The organism is Streptomyces sp. NPDC002537, assembly GCF_053594975.1.
In genome coordinates, this window is sequence record NZ_JBSFWT010000017.1 from 22019 (window position 1) to 41493 (window position 19475).

Consider the following 19475-nt stretch of genomic DNA (forward strand, 5'->3'; position numbering starts at 1 on the left):
ACTCGTCGATGGCGACGCACGCGACACCCCCCGTAGTCGGTGCTCTGTGTGTCGTTTTCTTCTCTTCGCATCCAACCATGCCCCTTTGGACGCCCGCTCATTACCCGTGGGTTCAGCGGCTCACTCCGGCTTTGCCCGGACTCTTACGGGTCCGGGCGGCCGGCTCCCCGGCCCCGGGCAGGGCGCCCGCGCCAGGACGCGCGCCAGCGCCTCCACGACGCGCGGGTCGTGCTCGTGGGCGGTGGCCAGCCGGAGCCGCTCCAGGGCGCGCAGCGGGCCGCAGGCGGCGGCCCCGGCGAAGTCCTCGTAGGCGTTGGCCGTGCGGACGATCCGGGCGGTGACGGGCTGCTCACGGAACGGGTCCGCCTGCCGCTCCACGACCACCGCGACCTCGGCGGGGACCCCGGCCTGCCGGACCACGGCGCCGCCCAGCAGGGCGATACGGCGGCGCTCCGCGGACGGCAGCGGCTCGGTCGCCCCGGCGGGCAGCGGGTCCAGGAGCGAGAGCTGGCCGATGTCGTGCATCAGGGCCGCGTACTCCAGAACGGTGAGGTCCGCCTCGGCGAGGCCCAGCTCGCGGCCGGTGGCACGGCTGAGGGCGGCGACCCGGCGGGCGTGCCCGGCCGGGGTGTGGCCCGCGATCTCCGTGCAGCGGGCCAGCGAGGCGATCGTCTGGCGCCGGGTGGCGCGCACGGCCGTGTAGCGGCGGAAGGACAGCTGGGCGAGCAGCAGCGGCAGGCAGAAGACCGGCAGGGCCCACAGTCCGGCGACGGCCACGGCGAGGGCCATGACCACACCGGTCGCGCAGATCGCCGTGCCGATGCCGGGCAGGGCGCGCAGTTCGTCGCGGAGGGCCGGGCCGTACGGGCCGCCCGTACGGGCTCGGGTCAGGGCCGCGGCCAGGACGGCGTCGCACAGGGCGGTGAGGGCCAGGAGCAGCAGCAGGAACGGCACGTAGGACGGGCTGTGGCCGGGCCAGTGGCCGAGGGCGGTGGTGTGCAGGGGCTGGAAGCAGACGGCGGCGAAGCCGGTGGTCAGCAGGCGGCGGGCGAGGTGGTCGCGGGCGGGCGGGCGCCCGAGGGCGCCGGCGAGCGTGGCGGCGAGGACGACGGCGACGACCTGGGCCGGGCCGTGCGTGGCGGGCCGCCCGCCGACCTCGCCGAGCAGGGCGTACGCGAGGGCCCCGGCGGCCCCCACGGGCGCCGGCTCGCGGGCTTCGGCGCAGGCCGCGGGGCGGCGCCGGACGGCCTCGCCGACCGTGATCAACACCCCGTACGCGAGGGCCACTTGGGGCTGTTCGAGGCCGTGCCGGGCGGTCCGGAGGAGCCCGGCGAGGGCGACGGCCGCGGCGGCGGCGTGCGTCCAGCGGACGACCAGGGCGGCGTTCAGGTGTACGGCCCGTGCGGTGCGGACGGAGCGTGCGGCCGGGGCGATGCGGGCCGATGCGGTGTGCGCGGTGGGTGCGGTCATCCCTCGCCGCCGTGACGGGTCGCTCCGGTGACCGGATCACACGCAGAAGGGACGTTTCCGCTGGGCAGAATTATGCATTCGGTGAGCGGGGAGCCCGGAGGGCCGTCCGAGGTGACGGCGGGGTGCCAGCCGTGGCGTTCGAGCGCGGCCTCCAGCGCCTCGACCATCAGGGGGTCGAACTGGGTGCCGGAGCAGCGGTGCAGTTCGGCCATCGCGACCCCTACGGGCCGGGCGCGGCTGTAGCTGCGGGTGGAGGTCATCGCGTCGAAGGCGTCGGCGACCGCCACGATCCGCGCGAACTGCGGGATCTGCCGGCCGCTGAGCCCGTACGGGTAGCCGCTGCCGTCCAGCCGTTCGTGGTGGTGGAGGATCGCGGCGCGGGCCTCGTCGAGGAAGCCGATGCCGCGGACCATCTCGTGTCCGTACTCGGGGTGGAGTTCGATGATGCGCCGCTCCTCCGGGGTGAGGGGGCCGTCCTTGCGCAACAGCCGGGTGGGGATGCCGAGTTTGCCGATGTCGTGCAGGATGCCCGCGAAGCGCAGGGCCTCCAGCCGTTCGCCCGCCATGCCCAGTTCGCGGGCGATCAGCACCGAGGCCCGGCCGACGCGTTCGCTGTGGCCGCGCGTGTAGCGGTCCTTGAGGTCGACGGCCTGCACCAGGGCGCGGACGGTGGCCTGGTGGGCGGCGCGCTCGCGCTCGCAGCGGTCCAGGAACCAGGACGAGACGGACATCGGCAGCAGGACGAGGAGCGCGGCGGGCGGGCCGTACGCACTGCGCCAGAGCACCGCCGTCATCAGGCCCGTCGGCCCGTGCACCAGCGCGGGCAGCAGGGGGGCGGGCAGCAGCCCGCGCCAGACGGCCCGGGGTGAACGGCCCTCCGCGGCCACCCTGATGACGCCGTCGAGGGCGGCGGCGACGAGGGACAGGACGAGGGCGGCGGCGAGCGCGGGCGGCAGCGCGGCGGTGAACCGGTCGGCGGACGCGGCGCCGAGGGCGAAGACGTACGAGGCGGCGCAGGTGGCGAGCGAGAGCTGGGCGGCGTGCCAGCAGCGCCGCACCCACTCGGGGCGCCGGTCGACGCGTCCGGCGAACGCCCCGGGCACCGCGACGAGCGCGGCGGCGGCCGGGGGCAGCAGGAAGGCCCCGGCCAGCAGTACGGGGAGCGTGAGGGTGCGGCGGGGCAGCCGCTCGCAGGCCGCACAGACCGCGGCGAGCAGGGCGACCACGGTCCAGGGCACCGGGGCCGCGGCCCGCGTGACGGGCGCGGCGCAGAGGGCAGTGGCGACCAGGGCGCACACGACACAGCCGCGCGCCGCCGCCGGAAGTGACCGCATGGCGCATCCTCCCCGTCCCGTACGAAGCCGACCAGCTTGCCGTCAGGATGGGGAGAATAGGCTGAGGGGACGCCGCGGAACGGCGCATTCGAGTATTACCCCGGCCGAGCCGACCGGTTGCACACCTTCGGGTGATGTTCCCCGGGCAGGGCGTTTGTCCTGGGGACGGGGTGGATCCGGACCTCCGGCACGGCCGGACACGGATCGGTCCTGGTCGGCCCCTGGGTCGGCCCCGGTCAGTCCTGGGCGACCTTGCGGGCGGCCTCCGCCGCCTTCGCCTCGGTCACGACGTCCTGTTCGGGCACGGCCTGTCCGGCGCGGATCAGCTCGATGCGGCCCATGACCTTGGAGCGGAGGTCGGCGGGGACGTCGTCGTGGCCGCAGCAGCGCTTGACGAGTTTCTTCACCGCCTGTTCCAGGCCGTACTTCTCCAGGCACGGGGAGCACTCGTCGATGTGCACCTCGAACTTGGCGCAATCGCCGTCGGGCATCTCGTGGTCGAGGAACTCGTAGAGATGGCCGAGGACTTCAGAGCAGTCCGTCTCGTGCGGGTCTCCGCAGCTCATGAGTCCGAGCCTTTCCGATTGTGCGACTCGTCGGAACCGTTCGGCGCCGGGGCCGTGCCCGCCGGGACCAGACCGCGCTCGCGGGCGTAATCCTCCAGCATTCCGCGCAGCTGGCGGCGGCCCCGGTGCAGCCGGGACATGACCGTGCCGATGGGCGTACCCATGATGTCCGCGATCTCCTTGTAGGCAAAGCCCTCCACGTCCGCGAGGTAGACCGCGATGCGGAATTCCTCGGGAATGGCCTGGAGGGCCTCCTTGACATCGGAGTCGGGGAGGTGGTCCAGCGCCTGGGACTCGGCGGACCGCAGGCCGGTCGACATGTGCGACTCGGCACGGGCCAGCTGCCAGTCCTCGATCTCCTCCGACGCGCTGCGCAGGGGCTCACGCTGCTTCTTGCGGTAGGAGTTGATGAACGTGTTCGTCAGGATGCGGTACAGCCACGCCTTGAGGTTCGTACCGTCACGGAACTGGTGGAAGGACGCGTACGCCTTGGCGTACGTCTCCTGGACCAGGTCCTCCGCGTCTGCGGGATTGCGCGTCATGCGCAGGGCGGCCGAGTACATCTGGTCGAGGAAGGTCAGCGCGTCCCGCTCGAAACGGGCATTGCGTTCTGCGGCGCTTTCGGTGGCGGATTCGACACCGACGCCGTCATCGGTCGTCCCCTCGTCGGTCCCAGTGACCGGACCCACCTCCTCCAACACCCTGGCGGAACCGGAAACAGGTCCGCTCGAATCGGAGAATAGACGACGATCCGGTCCGTCCGCCGCTCCAGCCGGGGCGGGCTCCGCCACATGCAGAACGGACCATCCCAGGTCAGCGCTCTGCGGGCGGGACAGGCAAGCGGTCGAACCCATGCGACGAGCTCCCATTCCTCTGTCGTGCCGGTGTCGTGGTGACGTTGTGCACAACAGCGGTATCCGGTCGCGCATTCCCGGAATGCGGGACGGTTTCGACCGGGTCGGCCGAACGGGTCAGCCGGGCAGTCCGGCCGCCCACGCCGCGACCGCCTCGGTGATCACGGCGAGCGCGCCGTCCTGGCCGATCGCCGCCTTCTTCGGCACGGCGAATCCGTGATCGCCGTCCGGTACGGGGACGATTCCGGTGCCCGCCGGGAATTCCCCGGGACGCCCGAAGGGGTCCTTGGCGCCCTGGACGACGAGGGTGGGCAGCGGCCCGGCGGCGGCCAGTTCGTCCGCGCGGGACTTCTCCGGCCTGCCCGGCGGGTGCAGCGGGAAGCTCAGCGCGAGGACGCCGACCGCGCCGAGCTCCTTCGCCGTGCGGCAGGCGACGCGGGCCCCCGCGCTGCGGCCGCCCGCGACGACGGGCAGCCCCCGTGCCACCAGCGCGGGCCAGAGGGCGGTCCAGGCGGCGTCCAGGGTCCTGGGCGCGGGGGCGACCTTCTTCCCCGCGACGCGCCAGGGTTGTTCGACGAGGGCCACGGTGATGCCGTGCGGCGGCAGGGCGGTGGCGAGCGCCTGGAGGTCGCGGGCCTCGATGCCACCGCCGGCGCCGTGGCCCAGGGCGAGGGTGAGGCGCGGCTTCTTGGCGGGGTACCAGTGGATTCTGGCTTCGCCGGTGGGGGTGGGCACTGTCTCGATCACGGGTCCATCTTCCCTCGGGATCGTGTCCGGCCGCGGGCCGGTTCGCACGGGGCTGCGCCCCGGACCCCGCAACACGGCTTCGCCGCGTTGTCCTCAAACGCCGGACGGGCTGAATTTCGCGGACCGTAGTCCGCACACTGCGGCCCCGCAGGCTCAAGACCACGGCCGGCAAAACCAGCCCGTCCGGCGTTTGAGGACGCGGCCGCAGGCCGCTCCCGCCGCAGGCGGCGAACGACCCGCACCAGGGCCCCGGTCAGAACAAGGTCGCCTCCTCCGGAGCTTCGAGCTCCGTCAAGAGTTCCGGGCCGTTGTTGCGGACGTCGCTGACCGCCGTCGTCACCGGGTAGGCCCGGACGGAGTCCCCCGGCGGGGACAGGAGCGGCAGCAGGTCGGGGGGCGGGACGCGGGACGGGTCCAGCCAGTCGTCCCACCGGTCCGGTGGGAGGACGAGCGGCATGCGGGGGTGGATGTCCGCCAGGGCCCGCGGCCCCTCGCCGCCCGCATGGGCGAACGGTTGCGAGGACGCCTCCGTGGTGATCACGGAGCAGGTCGCCCACCACGCCCGCGGATGGTCCGGCGGCAGCCCCGGGTCGCGCCAGAACTCGTAGAGCCCGGCCATCGCCATCACCGACCCGTCCGCCGGGGTGACGAAGTACGGCTGCTTGCGGGTGCGCTTCCTGCGGCCCTGTTCCTCCAGTTCGCGCTCCGCCGCGCCGGTGACCCACTCGTAGTAGCCGTCGGCGGGTATGAGGCAGCGGCGGGCCTCGAAGGCCCGCCGGAACGACGGCTTCTCGTGCACCGTCTCCGCCCGAGCGTTGATCATCTTCGCCGCGCCCTCGGGGGATTTCGCCCAGGACGGAACCAATCCCCACCGCAGCGCACGGAGCTGGCGAACCGGACCGCGTTCCCTGGCGTCTTTCAGAGGACGTTCGAGCACCGCGTACACGCTCTTCGTCGGCGCGACGTTCCAGTCCGGAGCGAGCGTCTCCGCCGGTTCCCATTTCTCGACGCCGAAGAGTCCCACGAGATCCTCGGGACTCCGGCCCGCCGCAAATCGACCGCACATGTCCGCCACCTTGCCACGTACCTCCGAGGAGCCGCGCCCCCATGGACACCAGCAACACCAGTGCCACCGCCCTCTGGGACCGGGTGATCTCGACGCAGCCCGATCCCACGCTGTGGCTGGTGATCGCCACCGGGGTGGTCGCGCTCGCCGCGGTCGTCCCGCGCGGTGTGTGGCTGATCACCCGTAACGCGATCACCATCGCGCACGAGGGCGGGCACGGGCTGATGGCCCTGCTCAGCGGGCGCCGGCTGGACGGCATCCGGCTGCACTCCGACACCTCGGGCCTGACCGTCTCCCGAGGCAGGCCCACCGGCCTCGGCATGATCCTCACCGCCGCCGCGGGCTACACCGCCCCCTCGCTGCTCGGGCTCGGCGGCGCCTGGCTGCTCGCCTCCGGGCACATCACGGCACTGCTGTGGGGCGCCACGGCGCTGCTCGCCGCGCTGCTGGTGATGGTCCGCAACGCCTTCGGGGTGCTGACCGTGGTGGTCACCGGCGCCGTGTTCGTGCTGGTGTCGTGGCTGACGGGCCCGGCCGTGCAGGCGCTGTTCGCGTACGGGGTCGTCTGGTTCCTGCTGCTGGGCGGGGTCCGGCCCGCGTTCGAGCTGCAGGCCAAGCGGCGCCGCGGCGGGGCCGGGGACTCCGACGCGGACCAGCTGGCGCGGCTGACCAGCCTGCCCGCGGTGGTGTGGCTGCTGTTCTTCCACGTCGTGTCGCTGTGCTCGCTGACCGGAGGGGGCCGCTGGCTGCTCGGGCTGTGACCCGGGACGAGCCACTAAGGTAAAGACATGACCGAGAGCCCCGCGCACACCGACCTCTGGCCTGCCCCCTTCGCGACGGGAGCGGTCGACGCGACCGTCACCGTGCCCGGATCGAAATCGGTCACCAACCGTGCCCTGGTCCTGGCCGCCCTCGCCGCCGAGCCCGGCTGGGTGCGCCGTCCGCTGCGGTCCCGGGACACCCTGCTGATGGCGGAGGCGCTGCGCGCCCTGGGCGTGGGCATCGAGGAGACCGTCTCGTCGAGCTCGGCCGGCGCGGGTCCGGGCGGCGGGGCGTGGCGGGTGATCCCGGCCCGGCTGCACGGCCCGGCCACCGTCGACGTGGGCAACGCGGGCACCGTCATGCGCTTCCTGCCGCCCGTCGCCGCGCTCGCCGACGGCCCGATCCGTTTCGATGGCGACCCGCGCAGCCACGAACGGCCGCTGCACGGCGTGATCGACGCGCTGCGCGCCCTGGGCGCCCGCATCGACGACAACGAGCGGGGCGCGCTGCCCCTGACCGTGCACGGCGGCGGGGCGCTGGACGGCGGCACGGTCGAGATCGACGCGTCCTCGTCCTCCCAGTTCGTGAGCGCGCTGCTGCTGTCCGCGCCGCGCTTCAACCAGGGCGTCGAGGTCCGGCACACCGGTGCCGTGCTGCCCTCGATGCCGCACATCCGGATGACCGTGGACATGCTGCGCATGGCGGGCGCCCAGGTCGACACCCCGGAGTCCGGCGGCGAGGCCAATGTGTGGCGGGTCTCCCCCAGTGCCCTCCTCGGGCGCGATCTCGTCGTCGAGCCCGACCTGTCGAACGCGGCGCCGTTCCTGGCGGCGGCCCTGGTCACCGGTGGCCGGGTCACCATCCCCGACTGGCCCGAGCGCACCACCCAGCCGGGCGACGCGCTGCGGGAGATCTTCACGGCCATGGGCGGCAGCTGCGAGCTGACCGACGCCGGGCTGACCTTCACCGGCACGGGCCGGATCACCGGCATCGAGGCCGACCTGAACGAGGTCGGCGAGCTGACCCCGGTGATCGCGGCGGTCGCGGCGCTCGCCGACTCGGAGTCCGTGCTGAGCGGCATCGCCCACCTGCGGCTGCACGAGACGGACCGGCTGGCCGCGCTCGCCAAGGAGATCAACGAGCTCGGCGGCGACGTCACCGAGACCGAGGACGGCCTGCGCATCCGCCCGCGCCCGCTGCACGGCGGCGTCTTCCACACCTACGAGGACCACCGGCTCGCCACCGCGGCCGCCGTCATCGGCCTGGCCGTCGAGGGCGTCCAGGTGGAGAACGTCGCGACGACCGCCAAGACCCTGCCCGACTTCCCGGAGCTGTGGACGGGGATGCTCGGGCCCGTCGCCGGGGCGACGACGGTGACGAGAGTCTGAGAAGAGCGGAAGAGCACCATGCGCCGCTACGGCAAGAACCCCGACGAGGACGACATCCGCGTCCGCCCCAACCGCAAGGGCAACCGGCCCCGTACCAACATCCGTCCGAAGCACGAGGACGCGGCCGAGGGCTTCGTCCTCACCGTCGACCGGGGGCGGCTCCACGTCCTCGTCGAGGACCGCACCATCGTCGCGATGAAGGCGCGTGAGCTGGGGCGCAAGGGGGCGGTGGTCGGGGACCGGGTCGCGGTCGTCGGTGACCTGAGCGGCGCCAAGGACACCCTGGCGCGGATCGTCCGCGTCGAGGAGCGCTCCTCCGTGCTGCGGCGCACGGCCGATGACGACGACCCCTTCGAGCGGGTCGTCGTCGCCAACGCCGACCAGCTCGCGATCGTCACCGCCCTCGCCGACCCCGAGCCGCGGCCGCGCCTGATCGACCGCTGCCTGGTGGCGGCGTACGACGCGGGCCTGGAGCCGCTGCTCGTGCTGACCAAGTCGGACCTCGCCTCGGCGGACAAGCTGCTGGAGTCGTACGGCGCGCTGGGCGTGCCCTATGTGGTGACCAGCCGCGAGGAGCTGGCGAGCGGAGGGGCCGCCGACCGGGTCCGCGAGCGGCTCACCGGCCGGGTCACCGCCTTCGTCGGCCACTCCGGCGTCGGCAAGACCACCCTGGTCAACGCGCTGGTCCCGGACCGGCAGCGGGCCACCGGCCATGTCAACGCGGTCACCGGCCGCGGCCGCCACACCACCACCTCCGCGCTGGCGCTGCCGCTGCCCGGCGGTTCCGGCTGGGTGATCGACACCCCGGGTGTGCGGTCCTTCGGTCTGCACCACGTGGACCCCGCACGGGTGATCCACGCGTTCCCGGACCTGGAGCCCGGCACGGAGGACTGCCCGCGTGCCTGCAGTCACGACGAGCCGGACTGCGCGCTGGACCAGTGGGTGGCCGACGGGCATGCCGATCCGCAGCGGCTCTACTCCCTGCGACGGCTGCTTGCCACGAGGGAGCGGCGCGAAGGCGATTGATCGCCTACGTTTGCGAGTGACCGTCGGTGGCAAGTGCAACAAGCACACCGGGACGGACGGCGGTCACCGAGACACGGGAGGCAAACTGATGGCGTGGCTGCTGGTCGTGGTCGCCGGTCTGCTGGAGACCGGCTTCGCCGTCTGTCTCAAGCTCTCGCACGGTTTCACCCGGCTGTGGCCCACGATCGCGTTCGCGTGTTTCGCGCTGGGCAGCTTCGGTCTGCTGACGCTCTCCCTGAAGAAGCTGGACGTGGGCCCGGCCTACGCGGTGTGGACGGGCATCGGCGCGGCGGGCACGGCGATCTACGGCATGATCTTCCTGGGCGACCTCGTGTCCACCTTGAAGCTGGTGTCCATCTGCCTCGTCATCCTGGGCGTCATCGGCTTGCAGCTCTCCGGCTCGGCGCACTGAGGGCTCCGCCTCGGCCCGGGTCCGAAGACCCGGGCTGGGGAAAATGACACGCCACCACCCCCACCGGCCGCTCCCGCTCGCAGCGGACCCGCTCGTCCGCGCCCAGCTCCGCGTACACCGGGCAGCGCCCCACGAACCCGCACCCCTCCGCCCGTACCACCGGACTCGGCGGATCCCCCGCCAGCAGGATCCGTTCCCGGGCCCGCTCCCGTGCGGGGTCCGGCACCGGCACCGCCGAGAGCAGCGCCCGCGTATAAGGGTGCCGGGGCCGCTCGAAGACCTCCTCGACGGTGCCCGTCTCGACCGTGCGCCCGAGGTACATCACGCTCACCCGGTCCGCGATGTGCCGGACGACGGACAGGTCGTGGGAGACGAAGAGGTAGGCCAGCCCCAGTTCCTCCTTCAGTTCGCGCAGCAGGTTGAGGACCCCGGCCTGCACGGAGACGTCCAGCGCGGACACCGGCTCGTCCAGCACCAGCAGCCGCGGCCGTACGGCGAGCGCCCGCGCGATGCCGATCCGCTGCCGCTGGCCGCCGGAGAACTCGTGCGGGAAGCGGGCCGCGTGCGCCGCCTCCAGCCCGACCAGCCGCAGCAGTTCGGGTATCCGGCGGGCCACCTCGCCCCGGTCGGCGCCCTGCGCGCGCAGCGGCTCGGCGACGATGTCGCCGACCGGCATCCTGGGGTCGAGGCTGGCCATCGGGTCCTGGAAGACGAGCTGCGCGGAGCCGCGCAGCTCCTTCACCTGACGTTTCGTCAATTTGCTGGTGTCGTGGCCCAGCAGTTCGACCTCGCCCGCCTCGGGAGCGGCCGCCCGCAGGATCTCCAGCAGCGTGGTGGACTTGCCCGACCCGGACTCCCCCACCAGGCCGAGCGTCTCGCCGCGCCGGATGTCGAGGTCCACGCCGTCCACCGCGTGGACGCTGCCGACCCGGCGCCTGAACACGGTGCCCTTGAGCACGGGAAAGGTCTTGGCGAGCCCCGTCACGCGCAGGACGGACGGGAGTTCGTCGCGGGGCACGCCGGCGCGTACGGGCGCGGGCCCGGCCACCGGGTAGAGCTCGGTGGCGGTCAGGCCGCGCGCCGTGACCTCCGGCGCCTTGACGCAGGCCGCCCGGTGGCCCCCGGCGCCGTCGAGCCGTGGTTCCGCGGCGCGGCAGGCGTCGTCGGCGAGCGGGCAGCGGGGCGCGAACGGGCAGCCGCGCGGCAGCAGTCGGAGCTCGGGCGGCGCGCCGGGGACCGGGGTGAGCACCCGCGCCCCGGGCCGGGGCACCGCGCCCAGGAGGCCCATGGTGTACGGCATGCGGGGCGCGGCGAACAGCTCCGGCGCGGGCGCGCTCTCCACGACCCGGCCTGCGTACATCACCGCGACCCGGTCGGCCATGCCCGCGATCACGCCGAGGTCGTGGCTGACGAGCAGCAGGGCGGCGCCGGTCTCCCGCTGCGCGGTCCGCAGCACGTCGAGGATCTGCGCCTGCACGGTGACGTCGAGGGCGGTGGTGGGCTCGTCGGCGAGGATGACGTCGGGGTCGTTGGCGACGGCCATGGCGATCACCGCGCGCTGGCGCATGCCGCCGGAGAACTCGTGCGGGTAGGCCCGGGACCGGTGTTCCGGGTCGGGGATGCCGACGAGGTCGAGGAGTTCGACGGCGCGGCGGCGGGCCCGGTCGCGGGTCGTGCCCTGGTGGATCCGTACGGCCTCGGCGATCTGGTCGCCCACGCGGTGGACGGGGGTGAGCGCGGACAGCGGGTCCTGGAAGACCATGGCCATGCGGCGGCCGCGCAGCCGGGACAGCTCGCGCTCGCCCGCCCCGAGCACCTCGTCGCCGCCGACGCGCACCGAGCCGCGTACGTGTGCGGTGCGCGGCAGCAGGCCCATGGCGGCGAGGGCGACGGTGGACTTGCCGGAGCCCGACTCGCCGACCAGGCCGAGGACTTCGCCGCGGCGCAGCGCGAGGTCCACGCCCCGTACGGCGGGGGCTCCGTCGAAGTCGACGTGCAGGCCGGTGATGCCGAGGACCGGGGGTTCCGCGTCAGTGTGCGGCGCGGTCATGGGTGGTTCCCTTCCGGCGCGTGCGGCGCCTGTGCTGTCCTGAGGTGGGGTCCAGCGCGTCGCGCAGGCCGTCGCCGAGGAAGTTCACGGCGAGGACGAACAGCACGAGCAGTCCGGCGGCGAAGAAGAACATCCACGGGTAGGTGAGGGCGGCGCCGGAGCCGTCGGCGATGAGCGTGCCGAGGGAGACGTCGGGCGGCTGCACGCCGAAGCCGAAGTACGACAGCCCGGTCTCGCTCATCACGGCGCCGCCGACGGCGATGGTGGCGTCGACGATGAGGAAGGACGAGACGTTCGGCAGGATGTGCCGGAAGACGATCCGCAGCGGGTGCACCCCCATGAGCCGGGCGGCGCGGACGAAGTCGCGCTCCTTGAGGGAGCGGGTCGTCGAGCGCACCACCCGGGCCGTGATCATCCAGCCGAAGACGGCGAGGAGGCCGACGAAGGCGAGCCAGCCGGTGTCGCGCAGCCGGGGCGAGACGATGGCGATGATCAGGAACGCGGGGAAGACGAGCAGCAGGTCGATGCAGAAGGTGACGATCCGGTCGGCCCAGCCGCCGAAGTAGCCCGCGCAGGCGCCGACGACGGAGGCGAGGACGGTCGCGAACAGGGCGGTCAGCAGCCCGATGAGCAGCGACTTCTGGAGGCCGTGCAGCACCTGCGCGTAGACGTCCTGTCCGATGCGGTTGGTGCCCCACCAGTGGGTCGCGGAGGGGGCCTGGCGGAGCGCGGTGTAGTCGATGTCCGTGTGGTTCCAGGGGGTCAGGTACGGGCCGACGAAGGCGAGCAGGAAGAGCAGGAGGAGGACGGCGGCGCCGACGACGGCGTTGGGGCCGGCGGCGAAGCGGCGCAGGGCGACGCGGCCCCGGCCGGGGGCGGGCAGCGCGTCGGAAATGGTGGTCATGGGGTTCCTAGCTGGTGCGGACACGGGGGTCGAGCGCGGCGTGGAGCACGTCGGCCAGGAAGCCGGAGAGCAGCACCATCACGGCGGCGAACACGTTGACGGCGACGACGGAGTTGACGTCGCTCTTGCCGATGGCGTCGATGAACCAGGAGCCCATGCCGTGCCAGCCGAAGATCTTCTCCGTGAAGGCGGCGCCGGTGAACAGCGCGAGGAAGCCGTAGGCGAAGAACGTCGACATGGGGACGAGGGCGGTGCGCAGCCCGTGTGTGAGGACCGCCTTGCGGTGGGTGAGTCCCTTGGCGCGGGCGGTGCGCAGGAAGTCGGAGCCGAGGACGTCGAGCATGGTGCCGCGCTGGTAGCGGCTGTACGCGGCGGCGGTGCCCAGCGCGATGGACAGGGTGGGCAGCAGCAGGTGGACGGCGCGGTCGCCGAGGAGGCCGGCGGCGGAGCCGGTGAGTCCGGGGGTCTTCTCGCCGGTGAAGGCGATGAGTTCGCTGCCCGTGGCCTGGTTGACCTTCATCGCGCCGAGCTTGAGGAGGACGGCGAGGAGGAAGGTGGGGGTGGAGAGCAGCAGGAACGCGAAGAGGGTGACCGCCCGGTCGGAGAAGCGGTACTGCCGTACGGCTCCCCAGGCGCCGAGGAGGATGCCCGCCGCCGTGCCGAGGACGGTGCCCGCGAGGAGCAGCCGCAGGCTGACCCCGATCCTCCGTCCGAACTCCTCGCCCACGCTGCCGCTGTCGATGGTGCGGCCGAAGTCGCCGCGGAGGGCGTGCGAGGCCCAGGTGGCGAAGCGGTCCAGGAGCGGGGTGTGGTCGTTGATGCCGAGCGCGGTCAGCTGCGCCTCCACCGAGGAGGCGGGCGGGGGCGGCTGGCGGCCCTCGAAGTAGCCGCGCGGGGACAGCGCGAGCGAGGAGAGCACGTAGGACAGGAAGACTGCCACGGCGAGGAGAACGGCGTAGTAGCCCAGCCGTTTGGTCAGGTAGGCGAGCACGGTGCGTGACGCTATCCAGCGGATTCGACGGCCCTGTTGCGCCATGTGACGGCTCTGTGGCGGCTGGGATAAATGCACTGGCCCGGGGCTTGAGTGCCTGTCGGGGCGCGTGGGGACGTGCGTACGGTGACCGGGCTCCGTCCGACGCTTCGCCCGATGTTCGTCCGACGTTCCGTCCGACGCTTCGTCCGACCAACGCACGTACCCCGAGAGGAAATCCGTCATGATCAAGGCTGCCAGAGCCGCCGCCGTCGTCGCCGCGACCGTCTCCGCCGCCCTGGTGCTCACCGCTTGTGGCGGCGGCGGGGACGGTTCCTCCGGCGACGACGGCGCGCGGGGCGAGGCGGCCCCGGCGGTCGGCGCGCAGGACCTCAACCCGCACCCGGTGGGCGACCTCAAGCAGGGCGGCGTCCACAAGGTGTCGATCGAGCAGTGGATCAACCAGTTCAACCCCAACCAGACGGACGGCACCCAGGGCGACGCCTCGGCGATCACGCAGCTGGTCGAGCCCGACCTGTTCACCTTCGACGCCAAGGGCGTGCCGCAGGCCAACCCGGACTTCCTGGCCTCGGCCCGGGTGACCTCGACGGACCCGCAGGTCGTGACGTACGAGCTGAACCCGAAGGCGAAGTGGTCCGACGGGAAGCCGCTGGGCGTCGCGGACTTCGAGGCGCAGTGGAAGGCGCTCAACGGTACGGACGACCGCTTCCAGGTGGCGAGCACCAGCGGCTACGACCAGATCGACAAGGTCGAGCAGGGCAAGGACGCCCACGAGGTGCGCGTCACCTTCAAGGCGCCGTACGCCGACTGGCAGGGCCTCTTCGACCCGCTGCTGCCCGCCTCGCTCGACGCGACCCCGGAGAGCTTCAACACGGGCTGGACCGGGAAGATCCCGGTGACCGCCAACGCCTGGAGGATCGGCGAGTACGACAGGACGGCGAAGACCATCACCGCGGTGCCGGACCCCGCCTGGTGGGGCGAGAAGCCGAGGCTGGACAAGTACATCTTCTGGGCCATGGACGGCACGGCCAAGGTCGACGCGTACCTCAACCGGGAGATCGACGACACCAGCGCCGCCTCCCCGGAGGCGTACCAGCGGCTGAGGAAGGACAAGGACACCGACTTCCGCGTCGGCGCCCGCTGGGACCAGGTCACGCTCAGCCTCAACGGCGGGCGGGGGCCGCTGCAGGACGTCAAGGTACGGCAGGCGGTGACCCTCGGTGTGGACCGCGAGGCGCTGGCGAAGGTCGCGGGCAAGGACCTGCCGTTCCAGCCCAAGGTCGTCGGCAACCACTTCTTCATGCCGAACCAGGAGGGCTACCGCGACAACGCGGGGAGCTTCGCCAGGCGGGATGTGGAGCGCGCGAAGAAGCTGCTGGAGGAGGCGGGCTGGAAAGAGGCGGGCGCGGACCGGCCCCGCACCAAGGACAGCAAGCCGCTCACCCTCGACTACGTGATGCCCTCCGACGCCGCCGGCCTCGCCGAGGACCAGGCCAAGCTGACGCAGCAGATGCTCGGCGAGATCGGCGTCAAGGTGGAGCTGCGCAAGGTGCCCGGCGACGACTACTTCGACAAGTACGTCCACCGGGGCAACTACGACCTGACGCAGTTCCGGCAGGTCGACCGGATCTACCGGTCCAGTGCCTACCAGGACTACCGCATGCCGCAGGGCAAGAACTCCTTCGGCAACTACGGCCGGGTCAGCTCGCCCGAGGTGGACAGGCTGATGGTGGAGGCCGCCCGGACCACCGACGCGCGGAAGCAGATCGAGCTGTACAACGAGGCCGACGCCAAGGTGTGGGAGCTCGGGCACTCGCTGCCGCTCTACCAGCGCCCGCAGATCATCGCGATCCGCAAGGGGCTGGCGAACACCGGCGCCCCCGGCCTGGGCGATGAGAACCCCATCCGGATCGGCTGGCTCAAGTGACGCGGTTCAAGTGACGCAGCCGTCCTGCTCCGGGAGTTCGCCCGCGTCCTGCCGCGGGCCGTATCCGTCGCCCAGAAGGGCGCGGACCAGACGGGCGACTTGTCCGGCCGCCTCCTCGGACGAGGCGGCCGGGGCGATCACGTAGGACAGCGTCAGCCGGACGGCCGCCTCGCAGGCCCGCAGCACCGTGTCCGAAACGGGCACTTCCGGCGCCGGTGCGGTGTGGCCGGCGCCGCCGGTCACGGCTCTGGCCGCGCGGTCGCGGATGGCGTCGGCCAGCGCCCAGGGCGTGGGGGTGCCCCGCACCGGCGGGGGCCCGGAAGGCCCGCGCGGGGCCGGGAGGGCGGGTGCGGCGACGACGGGGAGCCGCTCGCCGCGGCAGCCGGTGAGCGCGGCCCGTACGAGCGGGTTGGTGCGGGCCGCGCGCAGGATCCAGCCGGTCGCGGCGGCGCAGCGGGCACCGGCGTCCGCGTCGGCGCCCGCGTCCGCGAGGGCGCGGTCGACCCCGGTGAGCAGGGCCTCCGTCTCGCGGCGCACCAGCGCGCGGGCGAGACCCGCCTTGCTGCCGAACTCGTTGTAGAGCGTCTGCCGGGAGACCCCGGCCGCGGCCGCGACGTCGACCATGCGGACCCCGTTCCAGGGCCGTCTGTCGAGCGCCGCGTAGGCCGCGTCCAGCAGGAGTTCTCGTGCCGCGGGCATCGTCGCCTCCCCGGCCGTGCGGCCGCACGGCGGTAGTGGCCACAGAATTGACGGGCCGCCGGACGGTGTCAAGAGTCCCGGGCGGGCCGCCGGTGCCCCACGGGTGCCCACAGGTACTGTTCAGCCATGTCCGACTACCACGATGATCTGCGCCTTGCCCACGTCCTGGCGGACGCCGCCGACGCGGCGACCATGGACCGGTTCAGGGCCCTCGACCTCAAGGTCGAGACCAAACCGGACATGACTCCGGTGTCCGAGGCGGACAAGGCCGCCGAGGAGCTGATCCGCGGCCATCTCCAGCGCGCGCGGCCGCGCGACGCGGTGCTGGGCGAGGAGTTCGGCAGCGAGGGCACCGGCCCGCGCCGCTGGGTCATCGACCCCATCGACGGCACCAAGAACTATGTGCGCGGGGTGCCGGTGTGGGCCACCCTGATCTCCCTGACGGTGCAGGTCGAGGGCGGCTTCGAGCCCGTCGTCGGCGTGGTGTCGGCGCCCGCTCTGGGCCGTCGCTGGTGGGCGGCGAAGGGCTCGGGCGCGTTCACCGGGCGCAGCCTGCTGTCGGCGCAGCGGCTCCAGGTGTCGCGGGTCGGCCGGATCGAGGACGCGTCGTTCGCGTACTCCTCGCTGACCGGCTGGGAGGAGCGCGGGCTGCTGCCCGGCTTCCTGGACCTCACGCGGGACTGCTGGCGCACCCGTGGCTACGGCGACTTCTGGCCGTACATGATGGTCGCCGAGGGCTCGGTGGACATCTGCGCGGAGCCGGAGCTGTCCCTGTGGGACATGGCGGCGAACGTGGTCGTCGTCGAGGAGGCGGGCGGCCGCTTCACCGGACTGGACGGACGGCCGGGCCCGCACAGCGGTGACGCCGCGGCCTCGAACGGGCTGCTCCACGACGAGCTGCTGGGCTATCTGCGCTCGTAGCGGTCGCACTGCCCGGTCGTGCTGCCCGGTCGCGCTGTTCGTTCGCGCTGCCCGGTCGCGTTCCCCTCTGACGTTAAGACGCGCCGTCGGTTCAAACATGGCCACCGGAGCACGCGGAAGCGGAAGTCGGGCTCCGCACGCCCCTTGTTGTGCCCGCGTGGACGTGTGACGATGAGAGGCCCCACGCTTGTGAACTTGTGAATCCCCCTGTGGAGTTCACGGCGGAGTTCACAATCGCCAAGGAGGTGGCTCCGACCATGCTCGTCCGCGACGCCATGAGCACGGTGGTCCTCACCATCGGCCCCGCACACACCCTCCGACAGGCAGCGCGGCTGATGTCCGCGCGCAGGATAGGCGCGGCCGTCGTGCTCGACCCCGACACCTGCGGGATCGGCATCCTCACCGAGCGCGACATCCTCAACTCCGTCGGCGCGGGCCAGGACCCGGACCGGGAGACGGCCCACGCCCACACCACCACCGACGTCGTCTTCGCGGCGCCCGAGTGGACGCTGGACGAGGCCGCGGCCGCCATGGCGAACGGCGGCTTCCGGCACCTGATCGTCCTCGACGGGCAGGGGCCGGTGGGGGTGGTGTCGGTGCGCGACATCATCCGCTGCTGGGCGCCGGTGCGGGCCCGCGCGGGCGCGTTGTCGTACTGACGGCCCGTCGTCGTACCGACGGCCCGTCCGGTCCGGTACGCAGCCGGAGAGGCCGGAGCCCTCTGGCATCCGGCCTCTCCGGTGTGGGTACGGCAAGCGGCTGGTTGGGACAACCCCCGGTGGGGGCTAGCCGCGCAGGGCCTGGACCGCGGCTTCCAGCCGCTTGCCGTAGTCGGGGTCCGCCTTGCGGAAGTTGCCGATCGCGCGCTCGGCGATGTCGTCGCGCGACACCTTGGCGATGAAGCCGGCGAGGTTGTCGATCAGACGGCCCTTCTCCTCCTCCGACATCAGCCGGTAGAGGTTGCCCGCCTGGACGAAGTCGTCGTCCTCGGCGTGCGAGGGGGCCTCGGTGCTGCCCGTGACGCCGGAGACGGCGAGAGGCTGCCACAGCGGCCGGCCGGTCTCGGTCGGGCCGCCGAAGCTGTTGGGCTCGTAGTTCTTGGCACGGCCGTGGCGGCCGTCGTACGCGTAGCCGTCGCGGTTGTTCGTCCGCGCCTCGGTGGCGTGCGGGCGGTTCACCGGGAGGTGGTCGGCGTTGATGCCGACGCGGTAGCGGTGGGCGTCGCCGTAGGCGAAGAGGCGGCCCTGGAGCATCTTGTCGGGCGACGGGCCGATGCCCGGGACGAAGTGCGCGGGCGAGAAGATCGACTGCTCGACCTCGGCGAAGATGTTGTCGGGGTTGCGGTTGAGCTCCAGCCTGCCGATCTCGATCGGCGGGTAGTCCTCGTGCGGCCACACCTTGGTGAGGTCGAACGGGTTGAAGCGGTACGTGGCCGCGTCGGCCGCCGGCATGATCTGCACCTGCACGGTCCAGCTCGGGAAGTCACCGCGCTCGATGGCCTCGCGGAGGTCGCGCTGGTGGCTGTCGGGGTCCTTGCCCGCGAGGACCTCGGCCTCCTGGGCGGTGAGGCTCTTGATGCCCTGGTCGGTCTTGAAGTGGTACTTGACCCAGAAGACCTCGCCCGCCTCGTTGTTCCACTGGTAGGTGTGCGAGCCGTAGCCGTTCATGTGGCGGTACGAGGCCGGGATGCCACGGTCGCCGAACAGCCAGGTCACCTGGTGCGTGGACTCCGGCGACAGCCCCCAGAAGTCCCAGACGTTGTCCGCCTCCTGCGAGCCGGTGTACGGGTCGCGCTTCTGGGTGTGGATGAAGTCGGGGAACTTGATGGCGTCCTGGATGAAGAACACCGGGGTGTTGTTGCCGACGAGGTCGTAGTTGCCCTCCTCGGTGTAGAACTTCAGCGCGAAGCCGCGGGGGTCGCGCACCGCGTCGGGCGAGCCGAGGTTGCCCGCGACCGTGGAGAACCGCAGGAACGTCTCGGTCTGCTTGCCGACCTCGGAGAGGAACTCGGCCCGCGTCCACCGCGACACGTCGCGGGTCAGCGTGAAGGTGCCGTACGCGCCGGCGCCGCGGGCGTGCACGACGCGCTCCGGGATGCGCTCGCGGTTGAAGTGCGCGAGCTTCTCCAGCAGCAGCTGGTCCTGGACCAGGACGGGGCCGCCGACGCCCGCGGTCTCGCTGTTCTGGTTGTCCGCGACCGGAGCTCCGGACTCCGTGGTCAGCGGGCCCGTCTTCGTCCTGGCCTCGCCCTGAACCGACACGTTCGCCTCCGTCTGATCGTCCTGCCAACCTTGGCCTCAACCTTGGCCTGAGCCGAGCTCGATCCTACATTGGACTCTGTCTAAGTCAAGATGAAAG

General features: G+C 72.5%; 18 protein-coding genes. 7 read left to right on the forward strand and 11 right to left on the reverse strand.

The window, feature by feature from the left end; all coding sequences use genetic code 11:
• Positions 1–120 precede the first annotated feature (120 nt).
• From ACWD4A_RS10690 to ACWD4A_RS10715, 6 genes are all read right to left on the reverse strand, one after another.
• Positions 121–1470 (reverse strand): HD-GYP domain-containing protein, encoded by a 1350-nt coding sequence (locus ACWD4A_RS10690; protein WP_451192075.1) that lies wholly within the window; start codon positions 1468–1470, stop codon positions 121–123.
• On the reverse strand, positions 1467–2804 hold the full coding sequence (locus ACWD4A_RS10695) for an HD-GYP domain-containing protein (RefSeq protein WP_451192078.1): 1338 nt from the start codon (positions 2802–2804) through the stop codon (positions 1467–1469). The genes ACWD4A_RS10690 and ACWD4A_RS10695 overlap by 4 nt, the downstream gene beginning before the upstream one ends.
• Positions 2805–3040: 236 nt before the next feature.
• Entirely contained in the window at positions 3041–3370 is a 330-nt protein-coding gene (gene rsrA, locus ACWD4A_RS10700; RefSeq protein WP_451192080.1) for a mycothiol system anti-sigma-R factor, read from the reverse strand.
• The gene (locus ACWD4A_RS10705; RefSeq protein WP_451192082.1) at positions 3367–4059 is read right to left on the reverse strand and encodes a sigma-70 family RNA polymerase sigma factor; all 693 of its coding nucleotides are present in this window, start codon (positions 4057–4059) and stop codon (positions 3367–3369) included. Before ACWD4A_RS10705 ends, rsrA begins: the two co-directional genes overlap by 4 nt.
• A gap of 282 nt (positions 4060–4341) precedes the next feature.
• The gene (locus ACWD4A_RS10710) at positions 4342–4971 is read right to left on the reverse strand and encodes an alpha/beta hydrolase family protein (RefSeq protein WP_451192084.1); all 630 of its coding nucleotides are present in this window, start codon (positions 4969–4971) and stop codon (positions 4342–4344) included.
• A 253-nt stretch (positions 4972–5224) separates the two neighbouring features.
• Positions 5225–6037: an SOS response-associated peptidase gene (locus tag ACWD4A_RS10715; protein WP_451192085.1), complete on the reverse strand. Its 813-nt coding sequence runs from the start codon at positions 6035–6037 to the stop codon at positions 5225–5227.
• 41 nt (positions 6038–6078) lie between these two features.
• On the opposite strand from ACWD4A_RS10715, the gene ACWD4A_RS10720 reads away from it, so the two are divergent.
• The 4 genes from ACWD4A_RS10720 (at position 6079) to ACWD4A_RS10735 (ending at position 9625) form a co-directional block, all read left to right on the forward strand.
• The gene (locus ACWD4A_RS10720; RefSeq protein ID WP_451192087.1) at positions 6079–6798 is read left to right on the forward strand and encodes a M50 family metallopeptidase; all 720 of its coding nucleotides are present in this window, start codon (positions 6079–6081) and stop codon (positions 6796–6798) included.
• 27 nt (positions 6799–6825) lie between these two features.
• Positions 6826–8187 (forward strand): 3-phosphoshikimate 1-carboxyvinyltransferase, encoded by a 1362-nt coding sequence (aroA, locus tag ACWD4A_RS10725; protein WP_451192089.1) that lies wholly within the window; start codon positions 6826–6828, stop codon positions 8185–8187.
• 18 nt (positions 8188–8205) lie between these two features.
• Entirely contained in the window at positions 8206–9213 is a 1008-nt protein-coding gene (gene rsgA / locus ACWD4A_RS10730) for a ribosome small subunit-dependent GTPase A (protein ID WP_451192091.1), read from the forward strand.
• A gap of 88 nt (positions 9214–9301) precedes the next feature.
• Positions 9302–9625: a DMT family transporter gene (locus ACWD4A_RS10735; protein WP_451192093.1), complete on the forward strand. Its 324-nt coding sequence runs from the start codon at positions 9302–9304 to the stop codon at positions 9623–9625.
• Here the strand turns inward: ACWD4A_RS10735 and ACWD4A_RS10740 are convergent.
• The 3 genes from ACWD4A_RS10740 to ACWD4A_RS10750 are packed head-to-tail and all read right to left on the reverse strand — an operon-like array spanning position 9591 to position 13570.
• The gene (locus tag ACWD4A_RS10740) at positions 9591–11675 is read right to left on the reverse strand and encodes a dipeptide ABC transporter ATP-binding protein (RefSeq protein WP_451192095.1); all 2085 of its coding nucleotides are present in this window, start codon (positions 11673–11675) and stop codon (positions 9591–9593) included. The two genes, ACWD4A_RS10735 and ACWD4A_RS10740, sit on opposite strands and share 35 nt — an antisense overlap.
• Positions 11656–12579, reverse strand: coding sequence for an ABC transporter permease (locus ACWD4A_RS10745; protein WP_451192097.1), 924 nt, complete (start codon positions 12577–12579; stop codon positions 11656–11658). The genes ACWD4A_RS10740 and ACWD4A_RS10745 overlap by 20 nt, the downstream gene beginning before the upstream one ends.
• Before the next feature lie 7 nt (positions 12580–12586).
• Positions 12587–13570, reverse strand: a complete 984-nt coding sequence (locus ACWD4A_RS10750) for an ABC transporter permease (protein WP_451192100.1) — start codon at positions 13568–13570, stop codon at positions 12587–12589.
• 223 nt (positions 13571–13793) lie between these two features.
• Here ACWD4A_RS10750 and ACWD4A_RS10755 point away from each other — a divergent pair, with 223 nt between their 5' ends.
• Positions 13794–15497 carry an ABC transporter family substrate-binding protein gene (locus ACWD4A_RS10755; RefSeq protein WP_451192102.1) on the forward strand — a complete coding sequence of 568 codons (1704 nt, stop codon included), beginning with the start codon at positions 13794–13796 and terminating at the stop codon, positions 15495–15497.
• 6 nt (positions 15498–15503) lie between these two features.
• On the opposite strand, the gene ACWD4A_RS10760 is transcribed toward ACWD4A_RS10755, so the two are convergent.
• Positions 15504–16196 (reverse strand): TetR/AcrR family transcriptional regulator, encoded by a 693-nt coding sequence (locus ACWD4A_RS10760; protein ID WP_451192103.1) that lies wholly within the window; start codon positions 16194–16196, stop codon positions 15504–15506.
• Between the two features lie 126 nt (positions 16197–16322).
• On the opposite strand from ACWD4A_RS10760, the gene hisN reads away from it, so the two are divergent.
• Positions 16323–17117, forward strand: coding sequence for a histidinol-phosphatase (gene hisN, locus ACWD4A_RS10765; protein WP_451192105.1), 795 nt, complete (start codon positions 16323–16325; stop codon positions 17115–17117).
• A gap of 257 nt (positions 17118–17374) precedes the next feature.
• Positions 17375–17776, forward strand: a complete 402-nt coding sequence (locus ACWD4A_RS10770) for a CBS domain-containing protein (protein ID WP_451192107.1) — start codon at positions 17375–17377, stop codon at positions 17774–17776.
• A gap of 126 nt (positions 17777–17902) precedes the next feature.
• Here the strand turns inward: ACWD4A_RS10770 and ACWD4A_RS10775 are convergent, their stop codons facing one another.
• Positions 17903–19378, reverse strand: coding sequence for a catalase (locus ACWD4A_RS10775; RefSeq protein ID WP_451192109.1), 1476 nt, complete (start codon positions 19376–19378; stop codon positions 17903–17905).
• Between the last annotated feature and the right edge of the window lie 97 nt (positions 19379–19475).